The following is a 15,609-nucleotide window of genomic DNA, read 5'->3' as shown; positions in this document are numbered from 1 at the left end:
CCCGACGGAGGAGCGCCTGCTGGCCCGGGGACCGCCACCGGAACGGCGCGGACGCCCTCGGCGGATGGCGCGGTCCCGCCGAGCGTCACGCAGACGTCCAGCGATGGCTCGACGACATCCATCCGCGGACGGTACGTACGCGAGCCGCACGGCGTCAACGGGGTAGAAATCGCCACATACCGGCGCTTCGGATGAGAAGATACGGTTCGATACCGTAAGGCGTTTGTCGGTTCCCCTCCGACGAACCAAGCGCCCCCTCATGGACGCGCCCGCCGCGGCCAGGGGCGATTACCCCTCGTCTTCGCCCTCGCCCGGCGCGCCGTCTTCCGTTGCGCTCTCCTCCGACGCGTCGCCTTCCGGCGCGCCGTCCTCCGCGAAGGCTTCGCCTTCCTTCTCCTCTCCGGTGGACGCGGCGCCGCGGGAGACGGGGAAGGGCGCATAGTCCTTCATCCTGTCGGTGCCGGCGTACCAGTACTCCGCGGCGGCGCGCAGCCTCCGCTCGGCGTGCACGACGAGCGTGTACGCGGCGTCGCGGAGCTTGCGCGAGCGCTGCGCCTCGGGAGAGAGCGTCTTGTCGGCGAGCATGCGCGCGAGCAGCGGCGAGAGCTCGCGGAGGCGGGCTGTCGCGTCGACCTCGCCGCGAGGCGCCTTGTGAAGGGCCTCCGCGTGCTCGGAGCAGAGCAAGAGGAGGTCGGAGACGTCCTGGACCAGATCCGCGTCGCCGCTGCCTGCGCGGATCGCCATGAGCCGCTTTTGACCTTCAGGGCTCTTCTTGAAGCGGAGATCGAAGAAGCGGAGGAGCGTCTGCCGGTGCAAGGCGGCTTCGGCGGCCGGCCCCTTGAACATCGCGATGGCCCGCTCTTGACGCTGCTGCGCGGCTTGCCAGCGCGATTGCGTGACGCGCAGGAGCTCGATCTTGTCGCGGAGCGCATGGATCTCCTCGTGTGTGAGCGCGGGCTCGTCCTCGGGGAACGGGGTGCGGACGAGATCGGCTGCGTCGCGCTCGGCGGCGAGCTGGATGCGGCTCGCCCAGATGACGCGTCGAGCGAGCTTGCCTGGAAAAACCAGGGTGTTGTCCCCGAGCGACGCGGCCTCTCCGAGGAGCTCGGCCTCGCGGGCGGCGCTCAGCGTGTACGCTGCTGCTCTCGTCGAGGACCGAGGCGCGCCCTGTGCCTCGCGCGGAGCGCGCTTCCTTGCGACCTTGTTGGTCCTGGGCGACGTGGTGGTGAATGCCTTTGCCATGGTAAAGATACGCCTCCTTGTCGGGGCCAGCGCCCCTCGGAATGGGGGGCCGCAGCATCGGCGAGGGTAGCGGCGAACAAGGCATTGGCCAGCGGAGAGCACGAGTCGGTCACGTCGCGAGGGAGGGAGGCGCTGGGGCCGAGGGTGGGAGAGGCGGTGTGCCGCGGCATCGAGAGGAGCGGCTTGCCCGGCGCCGCCGGCAGCGGGCCACGGAGCTGGCGAAGGGGGCGCACGATGGAGAAAGTGTTGCGCAGCATACGAAAAAGGCGTGCGAGACGACGCCGTGGCTGCGCAGGAGACTCACCGGGGCTGCGCAGGAGACCCACCGGGGCTGCGCAGGAGCCGGACGATGGTGACGAAGGACACCAACAGGGGCGCGCAGGAGGGGCGCTGGGGCCGCGCAGGACTGGGGCGGGTGTAGCATAGGACACCAATGTTGGTGCGCAGGAGGAGCCGGGGCTTGCGCAGGAGGGGGCCGGGGCTTGCGCAGGAGGGCCGACGGGCCCGCGTAGGAGGGTGCCGGGGCTTGCGCAGGAGGGCCGACGGGCCCGCGCAGGAGGGCGCCGGGGCCTGCGCAGGAGGATCGACGGGCCCGCGCAGGAGGACTGACAGGGCCGCGCAGGAGGTAGGGGAGGTCACGAAAGACGACCATCTAGAGCACCAATCATGTTGAAATCCGGAGAATTTTCACAGGGAGGCGGGGAGGCGGGGAGGAAGAGAAAAAAGAATCTCTCCCTCTCGCCGTCTCTCGCTCCCCGCCTCCTCGCCTCCCTGTGAAATTCCTGCTTTTTTTCGGGGTTTCAACCCGTTTGTCGCTCTAGACAGACCTCGTCCGGCGGCTTCGGTTGACCAATCGACTGATAGTTGGGCGGACCGAAGGTCGTTGCTGCGTCCGCGTACTCAGTCCGCGTGTCACGTTGCTCAGGTCGTGCCGCTTACATTTGCTCTTTACGGTGATGGCATTCTCTGCGATTCTGCTTCGAGCGACATGACTTCTCCCCGCCACCCTTGTTCCGGCTAGAGGCAGAGCATATGGCCGGCCCGGTCAATCGAGCGAGCCTATGAAAATCTACGACGAAGGATCGGAACCACTTCACGACCTGTTGCGCGCGGCGAGCTCCGACGAAGGCGCGACGCTGCTGGTCCCCGACCTGCAGCGTCCCTACGTGTGGAGCCCCAGCCAGGTGACGCTCCTTGTGGATTCGTTGCTCCGAGGGTGGCCCTTTGGAACGCTGCTTCTCTGGAGCGTCCAGAAGGAGGACCTCGCCGGAATCCCATCACGTCCGTTCTGGAGGGTTGCCGATCGGACCGGTGAGTTCGACGACGCCCAGGTGAGCAAGAGCAACCCGCCCGCGAAGTTTCGGATGGTGCTCGATGGACAGCAGCGGTTGCAAAGCCTTCTCCTCGTGTTCGGCGGGGACAGTTGGGGCTTCCGTCTCCTCGATCATGAGTGGTCCACAGTGCTCGACTCGGAACGGCCGCGGGGACGAAACGCCAAGCGTCATTGGTCACTCGGACATCTGTCGCTCGACGTTTGGGCGTTCCGGGATCGATTGAAAACGGCGGAGCACGTTACCAAGCTGGACTTCCGCGACGTCCTCAACTGGGTCGTGCAGAGTCCGGACGGAGGTCCGTCGACGCTGAGGCGCCCTCCGAACTACAAACACCCGCTCGCGAGCGGTCTCGATGCGGAGAACAAGGGCCGCTTCGTACGACTCAGCCGACTTTGGAATCTGGCGTCCACGCAACCCGGGCTATACGAGCGCCACTTTCGCGAGAAGCTCGTGCCCCTCCTGAAGGAGCACGGTGTTCCGCAGGCCGTGAGCGACGACGTGCTCGAACCGCTCGCCGAGCTCGTCGTCACTCTGGTCGCCATCAAGCAGTCGAAGGTCTCGTACCTTCAGCTTACGCCGTTCAACGATCAGGCCTTCACCCAGGATTTATACAACGACGCCATCGTCAACATCTTCACGCGGCTGAACACGGCTGGTCGAGCGCTCACCCGTCAGGAGATCACATTCGCGTGGATCAAAACCGGGTGGGACGAATCCAAGACCGGGAACCGGACCGCTGGAAAGTGCTTCGATGACCTCGGAGAGGCGCTCGCCACGGTGGGAGTCAAACTCGACATCGACGCGCTTGTGGGAGCTGTGTCGGCCATGTGGTCTGTGCTCGATCGCGATGGCAACCTGCTCACGTCAAACGACCTTCTCCGGGGAGAGAAGGTGCGCCCGATGGCGGAGGATCTCGTTCGGCGATGGGAAACGGTGGCATCGAACGCCGTTGACGGGGCTCAGATCGTCGAGGATCGTGGGTTCCTCTTCGGCGTTCACTATCGGTCGCTGAACGTGCTGACGCTGCTCTTGTGCTGGCGCCTCCTCGGCCGGCAGTGGCTGACCGAACACTTACTGAGACTGAGCGTCACCGCGAAGGACAGCTTCGAAAAGAGTCTCGACGCTGCGTTCGAATCAGCATGTGACCGATGGATCCTGCTCTCGCAGTGGTCGGGGCGTTGGGGCAAGTCAACCGACAAGGCGTTTGCGGAGTACGTGAAGGACCTCGCAACGGACTGGGACACCATCAAGCAAGCAGCGGCCCCCGATTCCCTCATCAAAGCGCTTCAGGATCGGATGCAGCTGTGGACCACGGCACTGCACTCTGAATCGAACAAGTACATTGACGACCTTGCCGTGCTCACCCGCGACGCGGTTCACCAGTACTTTCTCCCGCTCTGGCTATGGCACCGTCTGGATGCCGGCCGTTGGAAGGCGTCGGCTTTGCCTCTTCGCGAATCGAAGCGGGGCAGTCTGAGCATTGACGTTGACCATGTCGTCGCCGTGAAGCTGTGGGAGAAGCTGCAAGGCGCGCCCGCACAGGCGGTCGCCGAAGACAATGACGCCGCCCTCGCCTTGGAAGATCTCTCGACGACGATGAACGCGCTCGGCAACTGCTGCTTGCTCGAGAAGTCCTTCAATATCGCCAAGGGCGCAGAGCCATTGCGGGACTTTCTGAAGCGGGTTCACGAATTCAAAAGCGGCTCTCTCACGGTCGAAGCATGGGCCAAGGACCTGGACATCGACGACGCTCTGGTCGACCCGCCTGCCGCGAAGACGATCGACGACGTTCGTGGCGCAGTCCAGGCCCGGGCATCTCGCATGAAGACCGAGCTGAAGGAGTACATCGCCGGGACGCGACACCGGGCGGACGTGTGACGGCGGCCGCCCAGCAATACGATGGTGCAGACCAAGCCCGCCTTCCGACTGAAGCGTGGCACTCGCGCTGCCTCGTGCAGCGCCCCGTCGCGGGCTTGGCAGCACATCGCAAAGCCGTTAGCCAAATCTTCCTCGATCCCATGAGAGACTTGCTGCGTCGTGCAGATTCGTTGGTGCGCGCTGGACGTTGGTCCGAGGCGATCGAGCTCTATGAGTCGGCCGCCGACGCCCTCGATCGAGGCGGTTTTGACCTCAAATCGGTCGCGGTCTCGCGGCATATTGTTGCTATCATTGCGGCATCCGCGCCCGAGTTGACAGCTGCACGAGTGGCGGCACTGACCCGTCTCGAGCGCCTATATACACGTCTCGGGTTATCCACGGAGGCAGAGGACGTGCGACGGTCGCTCCGCGAAGGGCCAGGGCAGCTTCAGTAGCATGAGAACACCGACCAAACCCCTGCAACAAGGCTAAACTGGTGGATCCGCGCCTTGCCAAGCTCATCGAGGACTATCGTGCAAAGGTCGCAGAGGCCGTTGCCTTGCTGGAACGTGCCGGCATACCGCGTCCTTCGAGCAGCCTCGAATGGTCTCAAACAGACGTCGCCGGTCGCGGTGAATTCACGGGAGGCTACCGCTATTTCAAGCATGGCTTTGGCTGCGCAGTAGCGGGGCCAAAATGGACGGTCGATTTCGATTTCGGCGACGAGGGTCAGATTGACGGATTTGATGCCTGGCGCTTACTGCAGTTTGCAGGGAAGAGGCTCGGCCAGTACGGGTTCACGTCGCAGGAGCAGCTCGAGCACACCTTCGAGGACGCGAAAGCAGCTGGTGACCTGGTCTACTCTGGCTACATCCTGTACTACACAAAGTGAGCACTTGGCTAACAAGGTCTTGCTGCCGGCGGCGCTGCGCGCCGCGGCAGAAGCCGGGTCGTTCGGCAGACGGGTTCAGTGCTCAGTGCTCAGTGAGCTCTGCCCGATGACGCTGACAGGCGTAAGCACCGGCTCCGCGAGGCCAGGCCTCCGCACCGCCGGTGCACGGGGTGGATCCTGCTACGGGTCGTGCGCTCCCCCTCGGACGTGGAGCTGCTTCGCCGGCCCGAGGCGGGCGGAGCTTGAGGCGACGGCGGAGGGATGGCATGCTCTCCATGCCGACGTCGGACGGAGGACCTCATGGAAAGGCGAACCCTCGAACAGCTTGAGGCGGCGCTCGATGCCGTCAGCAGAGACCTGGCCCCACGCGTCGAGGAGCTCGCGCAGAAGAGCGCCGAAGGCGCGCTCACCCCGGAGGAGCAAAGGGAGTACGCCGAGATCGTCCGCTTGAACGACCGGCTCAGCCTCCTCAAGCTCGAGGCCGAGGATTTCTGGACGATGCGCGCGGCTTCGTGAAGCTCCCGAACGATGTGCGGGAGACGGTACAGCGGCGCGCTCAGGGCGCGTGTGAGTACTGCCAGCTTCCTCAAGAAGCTTCAATCCTCCCCCATCAAGTCGACCACATCATCGGGAGGCAGCGCCGAATACGACAAAATTGACGCGACGAGCGTATGAGGGCACCGCGATGATCGAGCCTGTTGTGGATAAGGAGAGTCACGGTCGGGCGCTCCGCAGAATCGAAGAGCTCTGGGACGCCGAGCCAGGCTCGCCCGAGGCGCAAGAACTCGATGCGCTCGCGATGCTGGTCGACGCGTACGAGCGCAAGCAGTTCCCCATTGCGCCGCCAGACCCGATCGCAGCGATCGAGGCGCGCTGCGAGCAACTCGGGTGGACTCGCAAGTAGCTTGAGCGGCTGATCGGTTCCAGGGCACGCGTCTCGGAGGTCTTGGGCCGCAAACGGGCGCTCACGCTCCCGATGATCCGAGTGCTCAGCGAGCTCTGCCCGATGACGCTGACAAGCGTAAGCACCGGCTCCGCGAGGCCAGACCTCCGCACCGCCGGTGCACCGGGTGGATCCTGCTACGGGTCGTGCGCTGCCCCTCGGGCGTAGAGTTGCTTCGCCCGCCCGAGCCGGGCGGAGCTTGAGGCGACGGCGGAGGGATGGCATGCTCTCCGTGCCGACGTCGGACGGAGGACCTCATGGAAGGGCGAACCCTCGAACAGCTGGAGGCGGCGCTCGATGCCGTCAGCAGAGACCTGGGAAGGCATCGAAGGAGCCAGGTGCGATGAGAAAGCCGGAACTGGTGAGGTTTGAGATTGAAGGTGCCGAAATGGCGGTCCGCCTGGCGGGCGATCGCGAGAAGCCGGCGCTTCTCCTGATCCACGGTTTTCCAAGCTCCTCGGAATCGTTCCGGAACGTGATCGACACCCTCGCGCGGGACTGCTTCGTGATCACCCCGGACCTTCCGGGGTTCGGAGGCTCCGAGCCGGTTGAGCGGCCCTCATTTTCGCGTTTCGCGGACATGATCGACGGACTGCTCGCGCGGCTCGGAGCCGGGGCCTTCCACCTCTACCTCCACGATTATGGAGCGGCGGTAGGGCTTCATCTCGCCACGCGCGCGCCGCGCAGGATACGCAGCCTCATCGTCCAGAATGCCAATGCCCATGAGAGCGGGATGGGGCCGCAATGGTCGGCGACCAGAGCCTATTGGGACGATCCCACGCCGGAGCGGGAAACCGAGGCGACCGCACACCTGACCTTCGAGGGGACGCGCGACCAATATGTGGGCGGCGTTCCCCGGGACATCGCCGAGCGCATCGATCCCCGGTGGGAGGAGGACTGGCGGATCATGTCGCTCCCCGGCCGGCTCGAGACGCAGCGTGCGCTGGTGCTCGATTATCGCAGCCATTTCGCGCGGTTCGCGGAAATTGCCGATTATCTCGATCGCTGGCAGCCCCCGGCGCTGATGCTATGGGGGCGGCACGATGTCTTCTTCGATCTCGAGGAGACCCTCTCCTGGATGAAGGCGCTCCCGCGCATGGAGGCGCACATCCTCGACGGCCCGCATTTCCTTCTCGAGACCCATCCGGCCGAATGCGCCGAGTTGATGAGCGCCTTCGTCAGGCGCGCGGAGGGGCCGCGTTAGGCCTGACGAAATGAAGAGAACATGAAGCCACGAATCACAGTCATCACACTCGGCGTCGACGATCTCGAAGTGTCGTTGCGTTTCTACAGGGAGGGTCTCGGCTTCCAGACCGAAGGCATTGTTGGCAAAGAGTTTGAATACGGCGCTGTTGTGTTCATCCAGCTTCAGCCTGGCTTGCGTCTGGCTTTGTGGCCTCGCGCGAGCATCGCGCATGACACGGGCCTCTCCGTAGGTCGTGCTAGCCCGACCGAGATGACGCTGGGCCATAACGTCACATCGAAGGCGGAGGTTGACTCTGTCATGGCAAAGGCGAGAGCAGCGGGAGCCGCCATCATCAAGGCCGCGCACGACACCTTCTGGGGCGGCTACTCCGGTTACTTCCAAGACCCAGATGGCCATCTCTGGGAGGTTGTCTGGAATCCGCAATGGTCCGAGTGAGCCCAACGCCATCGCTGCATGCGACGTGCGAAGACGCACGCGCGTGCAGGGATAGCGTTGGGCCGCGGGGCCCGTGGACCGCATGTCGATGATCGCGGGGCATGGGGACTCCTGGATGGCGATCCGGGGCCTGGAACCCCCGCCGGCGGCATCCGTACGCCCATCACCCGGGGCGCCATCCAGCGGGCGCACGCAAGGCGGGTCAAGGGCTCGCAGCGGCGACCGGCGGGGGAGCGGGCCCTGGGCGCGCTCCCACATCCGCAGGAACGACTCGGCCGAGGACCTCAGGGCCGACGTGTCCACGCCGAGCCGATCGAGATCGGCCAGGCGGCGCTCTCCCGCCTGGACCTCCGCGGCACGGTCTCGCACGACGATGAGCTCGTGCCGGCCTTCCGGCACGCCCGGGCGCTGGCGCTCGATGCGGGCAACCCCAGCCTGGTGCGCGTCGGCGACAGCTTCGGGAGGAGCGCGCGGAGGAGGACGCTGCATCGGCGCCTGGCCGGGGTGGGCGTCAGCCACCGGGAGCTCCTGCAGGAGCTCACCGGGAGCTCCTGCAGGAGCTGCGGCTGGAGCGCGCGCGGCCGGCGGGCGCGCCACGTTCGTCGTGACCGGGCTGGCGCGGGCGCGCTTCCGCCGGAATTCACCGGAAGCGCAGGCGCCCACGTGCTATCCCCCGCGCCGCTGAGATGATCACGCTCGAAAAGCTCACCAAGCGGTACGGTCCCAAAATTCTCTTCGAGAACGTGTCGATGCGCTTCGACCCCGGCAAGCGCTACGTGCTCGTCGGCGCGAACGGAGCGGGGAAATCGACGCTCCTCAAGGTCATCTCCGGCGAGGAGGAGTCGGATCAGGGCGCCGTCGAGATCCCGAAGCAGCTCCGGGTCGGGGTGCTCAAGCAGGACCATTTCGCCTACGAGTCCCACCGCATCATCGACACGGTCCTGATGGGGAACCGGGCCCTCTGGGAGGCGATGCACGAGCGCGACCGGCTGTACGAGGGCGAGATGACCGACGAGGTCGGCATGCGGCTGGCCGAGCTCGAGGGGACGATCGGCGAGGAGGACGGCTACACGGCCGAGGCGCGCGCCGCCGAGATCCTCGAGGGGCTCGGGATCGCGACCGCCCGGCACACGAGCACGGTGAGCACGCTCGCGGGCGGGTACAAGCTCCGCGTCCTCATCGCCCAGACGCTCTTCGCCGGCGCCGACGTCCTGCTCCTCGACGAGCCGACGAACCACCTCGACCTCGACTCGATCCGCTGGCTCGAGGCGTACCTCAACGACACCTTCCGCGGCACGCTGCTCGTCGTCAGCCACGACCGGCACTTCATGAACGCGATCGCGACGCACGTCGCCGACGTCGACTACCAGACGGTCACGCTCTACACGGGCGACTACGACGACTTCATCGAGCAGAAGACGACGGGCAAGCGCCAGTCGGACGCCGACGCCGCGCAGAAGAAGAAGAAGATCGCCGAGCTCAAGGACTTCGTGGCCCGCTTCGGCGCGAGCGCGAGCCGGTCGAGCCAGGCGCAGTCGCGCGTGAAGGAGATCGAGAAGCTCGAGGCGGGCATCCACGTGCGGCGCACGAGCGTCGTCCGGCCGTACATCAAGTTCGAGATCGAGAAGCCCTCCGGCCGCGACGTGCTGCGCGTCGAGGGCCTCGCCAAGAGCTTCGGCGACCTGCACGTCATCCAGAAGCTCGATTTCAACCTGAACCGCGGCGACAAGCTCGCCGTGATCGGGCCGAGCGGCATCGGCAAGTCGACGCTGCTCAAGCTCCTCGTCGGCGAGCTCACGCCCGACGCCGGGAAGGTCACGTGGGGCCACGACACGAACGTGGGCTACTTCGCGCAGGATCACCACGAGGCGATCGAGCCGGGGTTCACGGCCTACGAGTGGCTGTACCGCTTCGACCCGAGCGCGCCCAAGGAGCACGTCCGCTCGGTGCTCGGCAAGCTGCTGTTCAGCGGCGAGGCCGGCCTGAAGAAGACGGAGAACCTCTCCGGCGGCGAGGCGGCGCGCCTGTTCCTCGCGAAGCTCATCCTGGTGAAGAACAACATCGTGGTGCTCGACGAGCCGACGAACCACCTCGACGTGGAGAGCATCGACGCGCTCCTCCAGGCGCTCATCGAGTACAAGGGGACGGTCATCGTCACGAGCCACGACCGGCACTTCGTGGGCAAGCTCGGCACCCGCGTGCTCGAGCTGTCGCCCCGGGGGCCGCAGCTGTACAACGGGACGTACGACGAGTACCTCGAGGGGCCGGGGAACCCGAGCGCCCAGGGCGTCAAGGCGTCGTAGCCTCGCGCCAGGCGGCGGTCATCGAGCGGCCGCCGGCGCGCCTCGTCCGGACTGCCTCAGACGAGCGCGAGGAGCTCGCCGAGGCCGTCGACCGCGGCGTGAGCGACTTCCGGGGGCGGGAAGTGCGGCGTGCGGACCCAGACGGCGTGGAGCCCGGCGTCGCGGGCGCCCAGCACGTCCTTCACCGGGTGATCGCCGACGTAGCAGGCCTGTCCTGCGCGCAGGCCGAGCCGCTCGACCGCCCGGAGGAAGATCGCCGGATCCGGCTTCCGGAGCTGCTCGCGCTCTGAGATGAGCACCACGTCGAGGTACGGGAGGAGGTCGAGGGCGCGCAGCTTCGCCTCCTGCACGCGCACCCTGCCGTTCGTGACGACCCCGAGCCGATGGCCGCGGGCGCGCAGCGCGGCGAGGGTCGCGCGCGCACCGGGTAGCGCCGGCGCCACCGTGGCGTAGGCGCCCCAGAAGTGCGCGTGGAGGCGCGCGGCGAGGGGCTCGGGCAGCCCGAGCTCCCGGACGAGGCGCGGGTAGATCTCCGACTTGTCGCCGTAGCCGTGCGCGTCGAGCTCCAGCACGCGGCCGACGAACCGCTCCCGCGTCGCCCCGGCGAGCTCGGTCGAGAAGGCGGCGTACTGGCCCGTGACGACCTCGCGCACCGCGGCCTCGCGGTCGAACAGCGTGCCGTCGAGATCGAACAGGACGGCCTGGATGTCCCGGAGCGGCGTCGAGATCAAGGGCGAGCTCCCGAGCGAGGGACCTGGAGCGTCGAGCATCGATGCCGGCGCAGCGACGCGCGGCAGGGCAGATCCATCAGCCCGCCGGCGGTGGCGCGAGGCGATCGAGCTGCTGGAGGTCGTCGGCGGTCAGCCGCCAGCTCACGGCCGCGGCGTTGGCGCGCACCTGCTCCGGCGACGTCGCGCCGGCGATCACGGAGGCGACGGTCGGCCGGCCGGCGAGCCACGAGAAGGCCAGCTCCAGCAGTGTGTGGCCCCGGGACGACGCGAAAGCGGCGAGCGCCGCGGCGGCGCTGCGGTTCTGCTCGGTCAGGAAGCGGGCGGTCAGCCGGTCGTCGGGCGCCGAGAGCCGGGCGCCCGCGGGGGCGGGGCGGTCGGGGAGGTACTTCCCGGAGAGCAGCCCGCTAGCGAGCGGGAAGTACGGCAGGAAGGTGAGCCCGAGGCGCTCGCTCTCCGCCAGCACCTCCCGCTCGGGCTCGCGCTGGAGCAGGCTGTACTCGTTCTGGACGCTCACGAAGCGCGCCGCTCCCGGGCGGGTGGCCTCCTCGGCGCCGCGCAGCTGGGAGGCCGAGAAGTTCGAGTTGCCGATCTCGCGCACCTTGCCGGCGCGGACCAGCGCGTCGAGCGCCTCCAGGGTGTCGCCGATCGGCGTCTCGGGGTCCGAGCGGTGGATCTGGTAGAGGTCGATCCAGTCGGTGCCGAGCCGCCGCAGGCTGTCCTCCACGGCGCGCTGGATGTACGCCGGCTTCGCGCCGCCCTTGCGCTCGTCGTCGAGCGGGAGGCCGAACTTTGTCGCGATGATCACCTGGCTGCGCCGGCCGCCGAGCGCCCGGCCGAGCAGCTCCTCGCTGCGCGTACCGCCGTAGATGTCGGCCGTGTCGAAGAAGTTGATGCCCGCGTCGAGCGCCGCGTCGACCACCGCCGCCGTCCGCTGCTCGTCGATGCGACCGCCGAAGTTGTTGCACCCGAGGCCCACGACCGACACGTCGAGCGATCCGATCCGTCTCTTCTCCATCTGAATCATTCCTTCTACACGAGAGATCTCGCCGGGTTCTGCGCCGGCGGGCATGCGTCGCCCGCCGGGGGCTCCGGGCGCGCGGATGCGCAGGCTGCTCGAGCTCACGTGGATTGCACGCCCTGTGCCGCTGCCCGCCGGCTCCGGGATGGCCCGCCCCCGGCCGCTGCTGGGAGCGCGCTGTCCGAGCTGCTCGGCGCCCAGCAGCCGAGCAGCAGCGCTGCTGATCCACGAGCAGCGGCGATCGCGGGCCGCGGCTCGCTCGCGGTGGAGGCGCCGGCGCGGCTCGCTGCGCCCGCGGCTGGCCACGCCGCACCGGGCGCCGGCACGCCCCCTGCTCAGGCGGCCCGCATGACCACGATCAGCCTTTCTCTCGATACCCCGGAGCTCGCCCAGGCCTACGAGCGCGGCAGCGACCGGCAGTTCAACCACGGCAAGCTCCTCATCGAAGCGCTGGGCGTGCGGCGCGGCCAGCGCGTGCTCGATGTGGGGGCGGGCACCGGCCGACTCGCCGCGCACGTGGCCGAGAGCGTCGGCGCCGAGGGCAGCGTGGTGGCCATCGATCCCCTCCCGCTCCGCGTCGACATCGCCCGGCAGAAGACCCGCGCGAACCTCACGCCCGCGGTCGGGCGCGCCGAGGATCTCTCCGCCTTCGCCACGAGCAGCTTCGACGTCGTGTACCTGAACAGCGTCCTTCACTGGCTGAACGAGGTCCAGAAGCAGCGCGCCATCTCCGAGGCGGCGCGCGTGCTGAAGCCCGGCGGCAAGCTCGGGTTCAGCACCGGATCGCGGGAGAAGCCGCACCAGCTCGAGCCGATCCAGCGCAAGGTGCTCGCCGAGCTCGGGAAAGAGGCGCAGGGCACTCTCCCATACAAGCTGACGGTCGACGAGGCCCGGGCGCTGCTCCAGCGCGCCGGGTTCATCGTGGACACGCTGGAGATCCGCACCTTCGTCGACCACGCCGCCGACATCGATGAGATCTTGAGGCACAGCGGCTCGAGCTCGTTCGGCAATCACCTCTCGCACCTGAGCGCCGAGGAGAAGCGCGAGGTGCGCGAGCGGCTGGCGAGGGAGCTCGAGGCGTGGCGCACGCCGCAGGGGATCCGGCTCGAGCGGAACCTCATCTTCGCGATCGCCCACACGGCCGGCAACTAGCCTCGACGCCAGCCTCTCTCGCCATTCCTGGTGCGACCCGATCGGCGGGATGCGCCGGCATAGCTGCCGGAGTGAACACCGCCGCCGTGCGGTTCCACGCCGCGCTACTGGTCGGCGGTGTCGCCGGAGCAGATGACGAACTGCGTCGCGCCGTCGCGGGCTTCACCGTCGCCGGTGAACCGGACCTGCCGGCGCTCGGTGGACGGGCACTTGGCGACGACCTCGTCCTTGCCGAGGCCGAGCCGCGGGTCGACATAGCACCACCCGTGCACCTTCTCGCCTCCGACCTCGACCGGCGCCGGCGGAATCGTGTCCTGGCAGGCCTTGAGCTCGTCCGGGTGGCTGAGCTGCTCGACCTCGCAGACGCAGTTCCAGCCGTTCGCCGCCGCGACCGGATCGTCGAGCACCATCCGCTCCGCGACGAGGTTCTCCGAGGGCACCTTCCGCCGCGCCGCGAGCCCGTCGCAGCTGCACTGCCCGTCGCTCACGCTTCGCGCCTCGAGGACCAGGCAGCTGACCTGTCCGGCCTCGCTCGGCTGGAGGGCGCGGGGCAGGCACTGCCCGCCGAGCCTCGTCTTCAGGCGATCGACGATCGCGCCGATCGCCGGCCGATAGCCGAAGTCGGAGTCACCCGGCCCCGAGTTCTTGAGCTGCGCCGGGCACACCGAGCCGACGATGCCCTGGTCCCCGAGGTCCCGGATGAGCTCGAGCTGCCGCAGGCCCGGATAGGCCTTCGCGTAGACCTGGAGCTCGCTGTCGGTGCCGTCCGGGTTGTCCTTGCACAGAGGGTTATTCCGGTCTGCCCCGTCATTCGCGCAGTCTCCGCCTTGCGTGGGCGCGAGCAGCGGGAAGGTGCAGGCGAACTGGAGGTCGCCGAGATTCGTCCTGGGATTCCACTCATGGCCGTTGATCTCGTTTGCGTTGTCCGGCGAGTCCGGGCCAGCGATCCACGTCCCGGTGATCGGGTTCTCGCCCTCGCGGGGGGCCGGCGACTCGATCATGTGGGGGTCCGCGGGAGGGCGGCGCGCCTTGGGATCGCCGAGGATGATGTCCCAGGTGCTCGAGAACCCGGCGTTCGGGGCGCTCAGCTCCTCGGCGCTCTTGAAGCCGCCGACGGGGTTGCCGTCCTTGTCTTTGCCTTTCTGGAGGTCGGGCTCGCCCGCGTCGTTCTGGCGCGCGATGTCCTGCCAGGGCACGCCCACGAGGCCCGCGAAGAACACGAGCTCCGGCGGCCGAACCGTGCTGTTCTCGTCGGTCGGGTCGAGATCCGAGAAGATCGGGTTGTCCACGAGCTCGCCCTTGTGATCCGCGATCTGCGCCTCCGTGAGCGCCTTCGTGTAGCGGTCGATCGGATAGAGCAGGTTGGCCCCGAACCGCCGCTTCTGGTCGAAGCAGCGCAGGTTGATCGCGTCCTCTTTCACGTCGAGCGGCGCGATCCTGCCCCCTTCGGTGCAGGTCTCATCGACCGGGCACTCGTCCCTCTCCGACGCGCATGACCTGCAGCACGGGTCATCTGGGCCTTTCGTCTCGCACTCCTTGCGCGGCCGGGGCATCCGGCTCGACCTCGCTACCCAGAAGGCCGTCCCGCCCTCGCGGATGGAACAGTCGTTCTCGTCCGACAGCATGATGATCGCGAGGAGCGAGTCGGGTCGGAGGAACGCCTTGCGCTGCGCCAGCAACGTCGTGTCCAGCCCTTCCCGCACCGCGTTGTCCTTCTCCACCACGATCTTATCGTGGGGCGCAGGATCCGCGAGGAACCGGTACCAGCTCTCCAGCTGCGACTCGTAGCCGCACCCGACGTCGCCCACGCCTCTGACCATGTTCGCCAGCGTCGGCACGAGGCCGCCACCCTGGCCGTCGTCGAGGATGGACTCGCCCGCTGGGGTCAGCTTCTGCTCCGGGTCCCAGGCGAGGAAGCCCTTGTCTTGATAGGTCGGCAGCTCGTTGTCGTTGTCCGTGTCGCTCCTGGTGATGAGGTGCCCCTTGTCGTTGTTGGAGAAGTTATTCCCCTCCGCCTTACACGGGCCCGCCGCGCCGTGGTCGCCGAGGCTCGTGCTGATGATCCCGATGTGGATGTCGAGGACGGGCTCGAACTCGCGCTCCGTGCCGCTCGGGCAGCTGCCGTTCATCGGCGGGGATGATTCCGTGGGCTCCAGCGGATTGATGCACCGGGGGTCGACCAGGCGCCTCACGAGGTCGGGCACGGCCAGCGCGAGGATGTCCTGCTTGTCCTTCATCGACGCCGAGTTGTCGATGGTCAGGAGGAGATCGATCTTGTCGACGCGCTGCGGGAGCCGCTCGACGACGGTGCCAGTCGTGCGCGTATCTTGATGGGCGATGGGGCGGCTCAGGCACCCCGAGATGAGCGATGTCCCGCCCACGACGAGAGAGCTCATGAGCAACGCGGCTGCGCGGGCAGCGCGGGACGGAGGGCGATCGGCCATGGATCCTTCCTTGCGCGAGAGATGGAGTGGGCCCTTCGCGCGTCGCACACG

The 15,609-nt window shown here is 67.6% G+C and carries 12 protein-coding genes; 8 read left to right on the top strand and 4 right to left on the bottom strand.

What is annotated here, in order from left to right:
• Window positions 1–288 precede the first annotated feature (288 nt).
• A complete protein-coding gene (locus WMF36_RS29850) occupies window positions 289–1,242 on the bottom strand; it encodes an ATPase (protein ID WP_437574165.1) in 954 nt (317 codons plus the stop codon).
• Between the two features lie 1,061 nt (window positions 1,243–2,303).
• On the opposite strand from WMF36_RS29850, the gene WMF36_RS29845 reads away from it, so the two are divergent.
• The 7 genes from WMF36_RS29845 to WMF36_RS29815 all read left to right on the top strand — a co-directional run bounded on the left by WMF36_RS29845 (window position 2,304) and on the right by WMF36_RS29815 (window position 10,213).
• On the top strand, window positions 2,304–4,454 hold the full coding sequence (locus WMF36_RS29845) for a DUF262 domain-containing protein (protein WP_437574164.1): 2,151 nt from the start codon (window positions 2,304–2,306) through the stop codon (window positions 4,452–4,454).
• Window positions 4,455–4,929: 475 nt separating this feature from the next.
• Window positions 4,930–5,325 (top strand): DUF6896 domain-containing protein, encoded by a 396-nt coding sequence (locus WMF36_RS29840; RefSeq protein WP_437574163.1) that lies wholly within the window; start codon window positions 4,930–4,932, stop codon window positions 5,323–5,325.
• 300 nt (window positions 5,326–5,625) lie between these two features.
• Window positions 5,626–5,841 carry a hypothetical protein gene (locus WMF36_RS29835; protein ID WP_437574162.1) on the top strand — a complete coding sequence of 72 codons (216 nt, stop codon included), beginning with the start codon at window positions 5,626–5,628 and terminating at the stop codon, window positions 5,839–5,841.
• Between the two features lie 169 nt (window positions 5,842–6,010).
• Window positions 6,011–6,229 carry a helix-turn-helix domain-containing protein gene (locus WMF36_RS29830; RefSeq protein WP_437574161.1) on the top strand — a complete coding sequence of 73 codons (219 nt, stop codon included), beginning with the start codon at window positions 6,011–6,013 and terminating at the stop codon, window positions 6,227–6,229.
• Between the two features lie 382 nt (window positions 6,230–6,611).
• Window positions 6,612–7,472 carry an alpha/beta fold hydrolase gene (locus WMF36_RS29825; protein WP_437574160.1) on the top strand — a complete coding sequence of 287 codons (861 nt, stop codon included), beginning with the start codon at window positions 6,612–6,614 and terminating at the stop codon, window positions 7,470–7,472.
• 21 nt (window positions 7,473–7,493) lie between these two features.
• On the top strand, window positions 7,494–7,910 hold the full coding sequence (locus tag WMF36_RS29820) for a VOC family protein (protein WP_437574159.1): 417 nt from the start codon (window positions 7,494–7,496) through the stop codon (window positions 7,908–7,910).
• A gap of 686 nt (window positions 7,911–8,596) precedes the next feature.
• Window positions 8,597–10,213 carry an ABC-F family ATP-binding cassette domain-containing protein gene (locus WMF36_RS29815; RefSeq protein ID WP_437574158.1) on the top strand — a complete coding sequence of 539 codons (1,617 nt, stop codon included), beginning with the start codon at window positions 8,597–8,599 and terminating at the stop codon, window positions 10,211–10,213.
• Between the two features lie 56 nt (window positions 10,214–10,269).
• Here WMF36_RS29815 and WMF36_RS29810 read toward each other — a convergent pair whose 3' ends face one another.
• Both WMF36_RS29810 and WMF36_RS29805 read right to left on the bottom strand, forming a co-directional pair.
• Window positions 10,270–10,944, bottom strand: coding sequence for an HAD family hydrolase (locus tag WMF36_RS29810; protein ID WP_437574157.1), 675 nt, complete (start codon window positions 10,942–10,944; stop codon window positions 10,270–10,272).
• A gap of 76 nt (window positions 10,945–11,020) precedes the next feature.
• The gene (locus WMF36_RS29805) at window positions 11,021–11,968 is read right to left on the bottom strand and encodes an aldo/keto reductase (protein ID WP_437574156.1); all 948 of its coding nucleotides are present in this window, start codon (window positions 11,966–11,968) and stop codon (window positions 11,021–11,023) included.
• Between the two features lie 342 nt (window positions 11,969–12,310).
• Here WMF36_RS29805 and WMF36_RS29800 point away from each other — a divergent pair, with 342 nt between their 5' ends.
• Window positions 12,311–13,114: a class I SAM-dependent methyltransferase gene (locus WMF36_RS29800; RefSeq protein ID WP_437574155.1), complete on the top strand. Its 804-nt coding sequence runs from the start codon at window positions 12,311–12,313 to the stop codon at window positions 13,112–13,114.
• A gap of 104 nt (window positions 13,115–13,218) precedes the next feature.
• Here WMF36_RS29800 and WMF36_RS29795 read toward each other — a convergent pair whose 3' ends face one another.
• Complete coding sequence (locus tag WMF36_RS29795; protein WP_437574154.1) at window positions 13,219–15,510, bottom strand: hypothetical protein; 2,292 nt, start codon at window positions 15,508–15,510, stop codon at window positions 13,219–13,221.
• Between the last annotated feature and the right edge of the window lie 99 nt (window positions 15,511–15,609).

Origin of the sequence: Sorangium sp. So ce887 (assembly GCF_051521455.1) — a bacterium.
In the GTDB taxonomy this organism is placed as follows: Bacteria; Myxococcota_A; Polyangia; order Polyangiales; family Polyangiaceae; genus Sorangium.
This window is presented reverse-complemented; position numbering and strand designations above follow the sequence as displayed.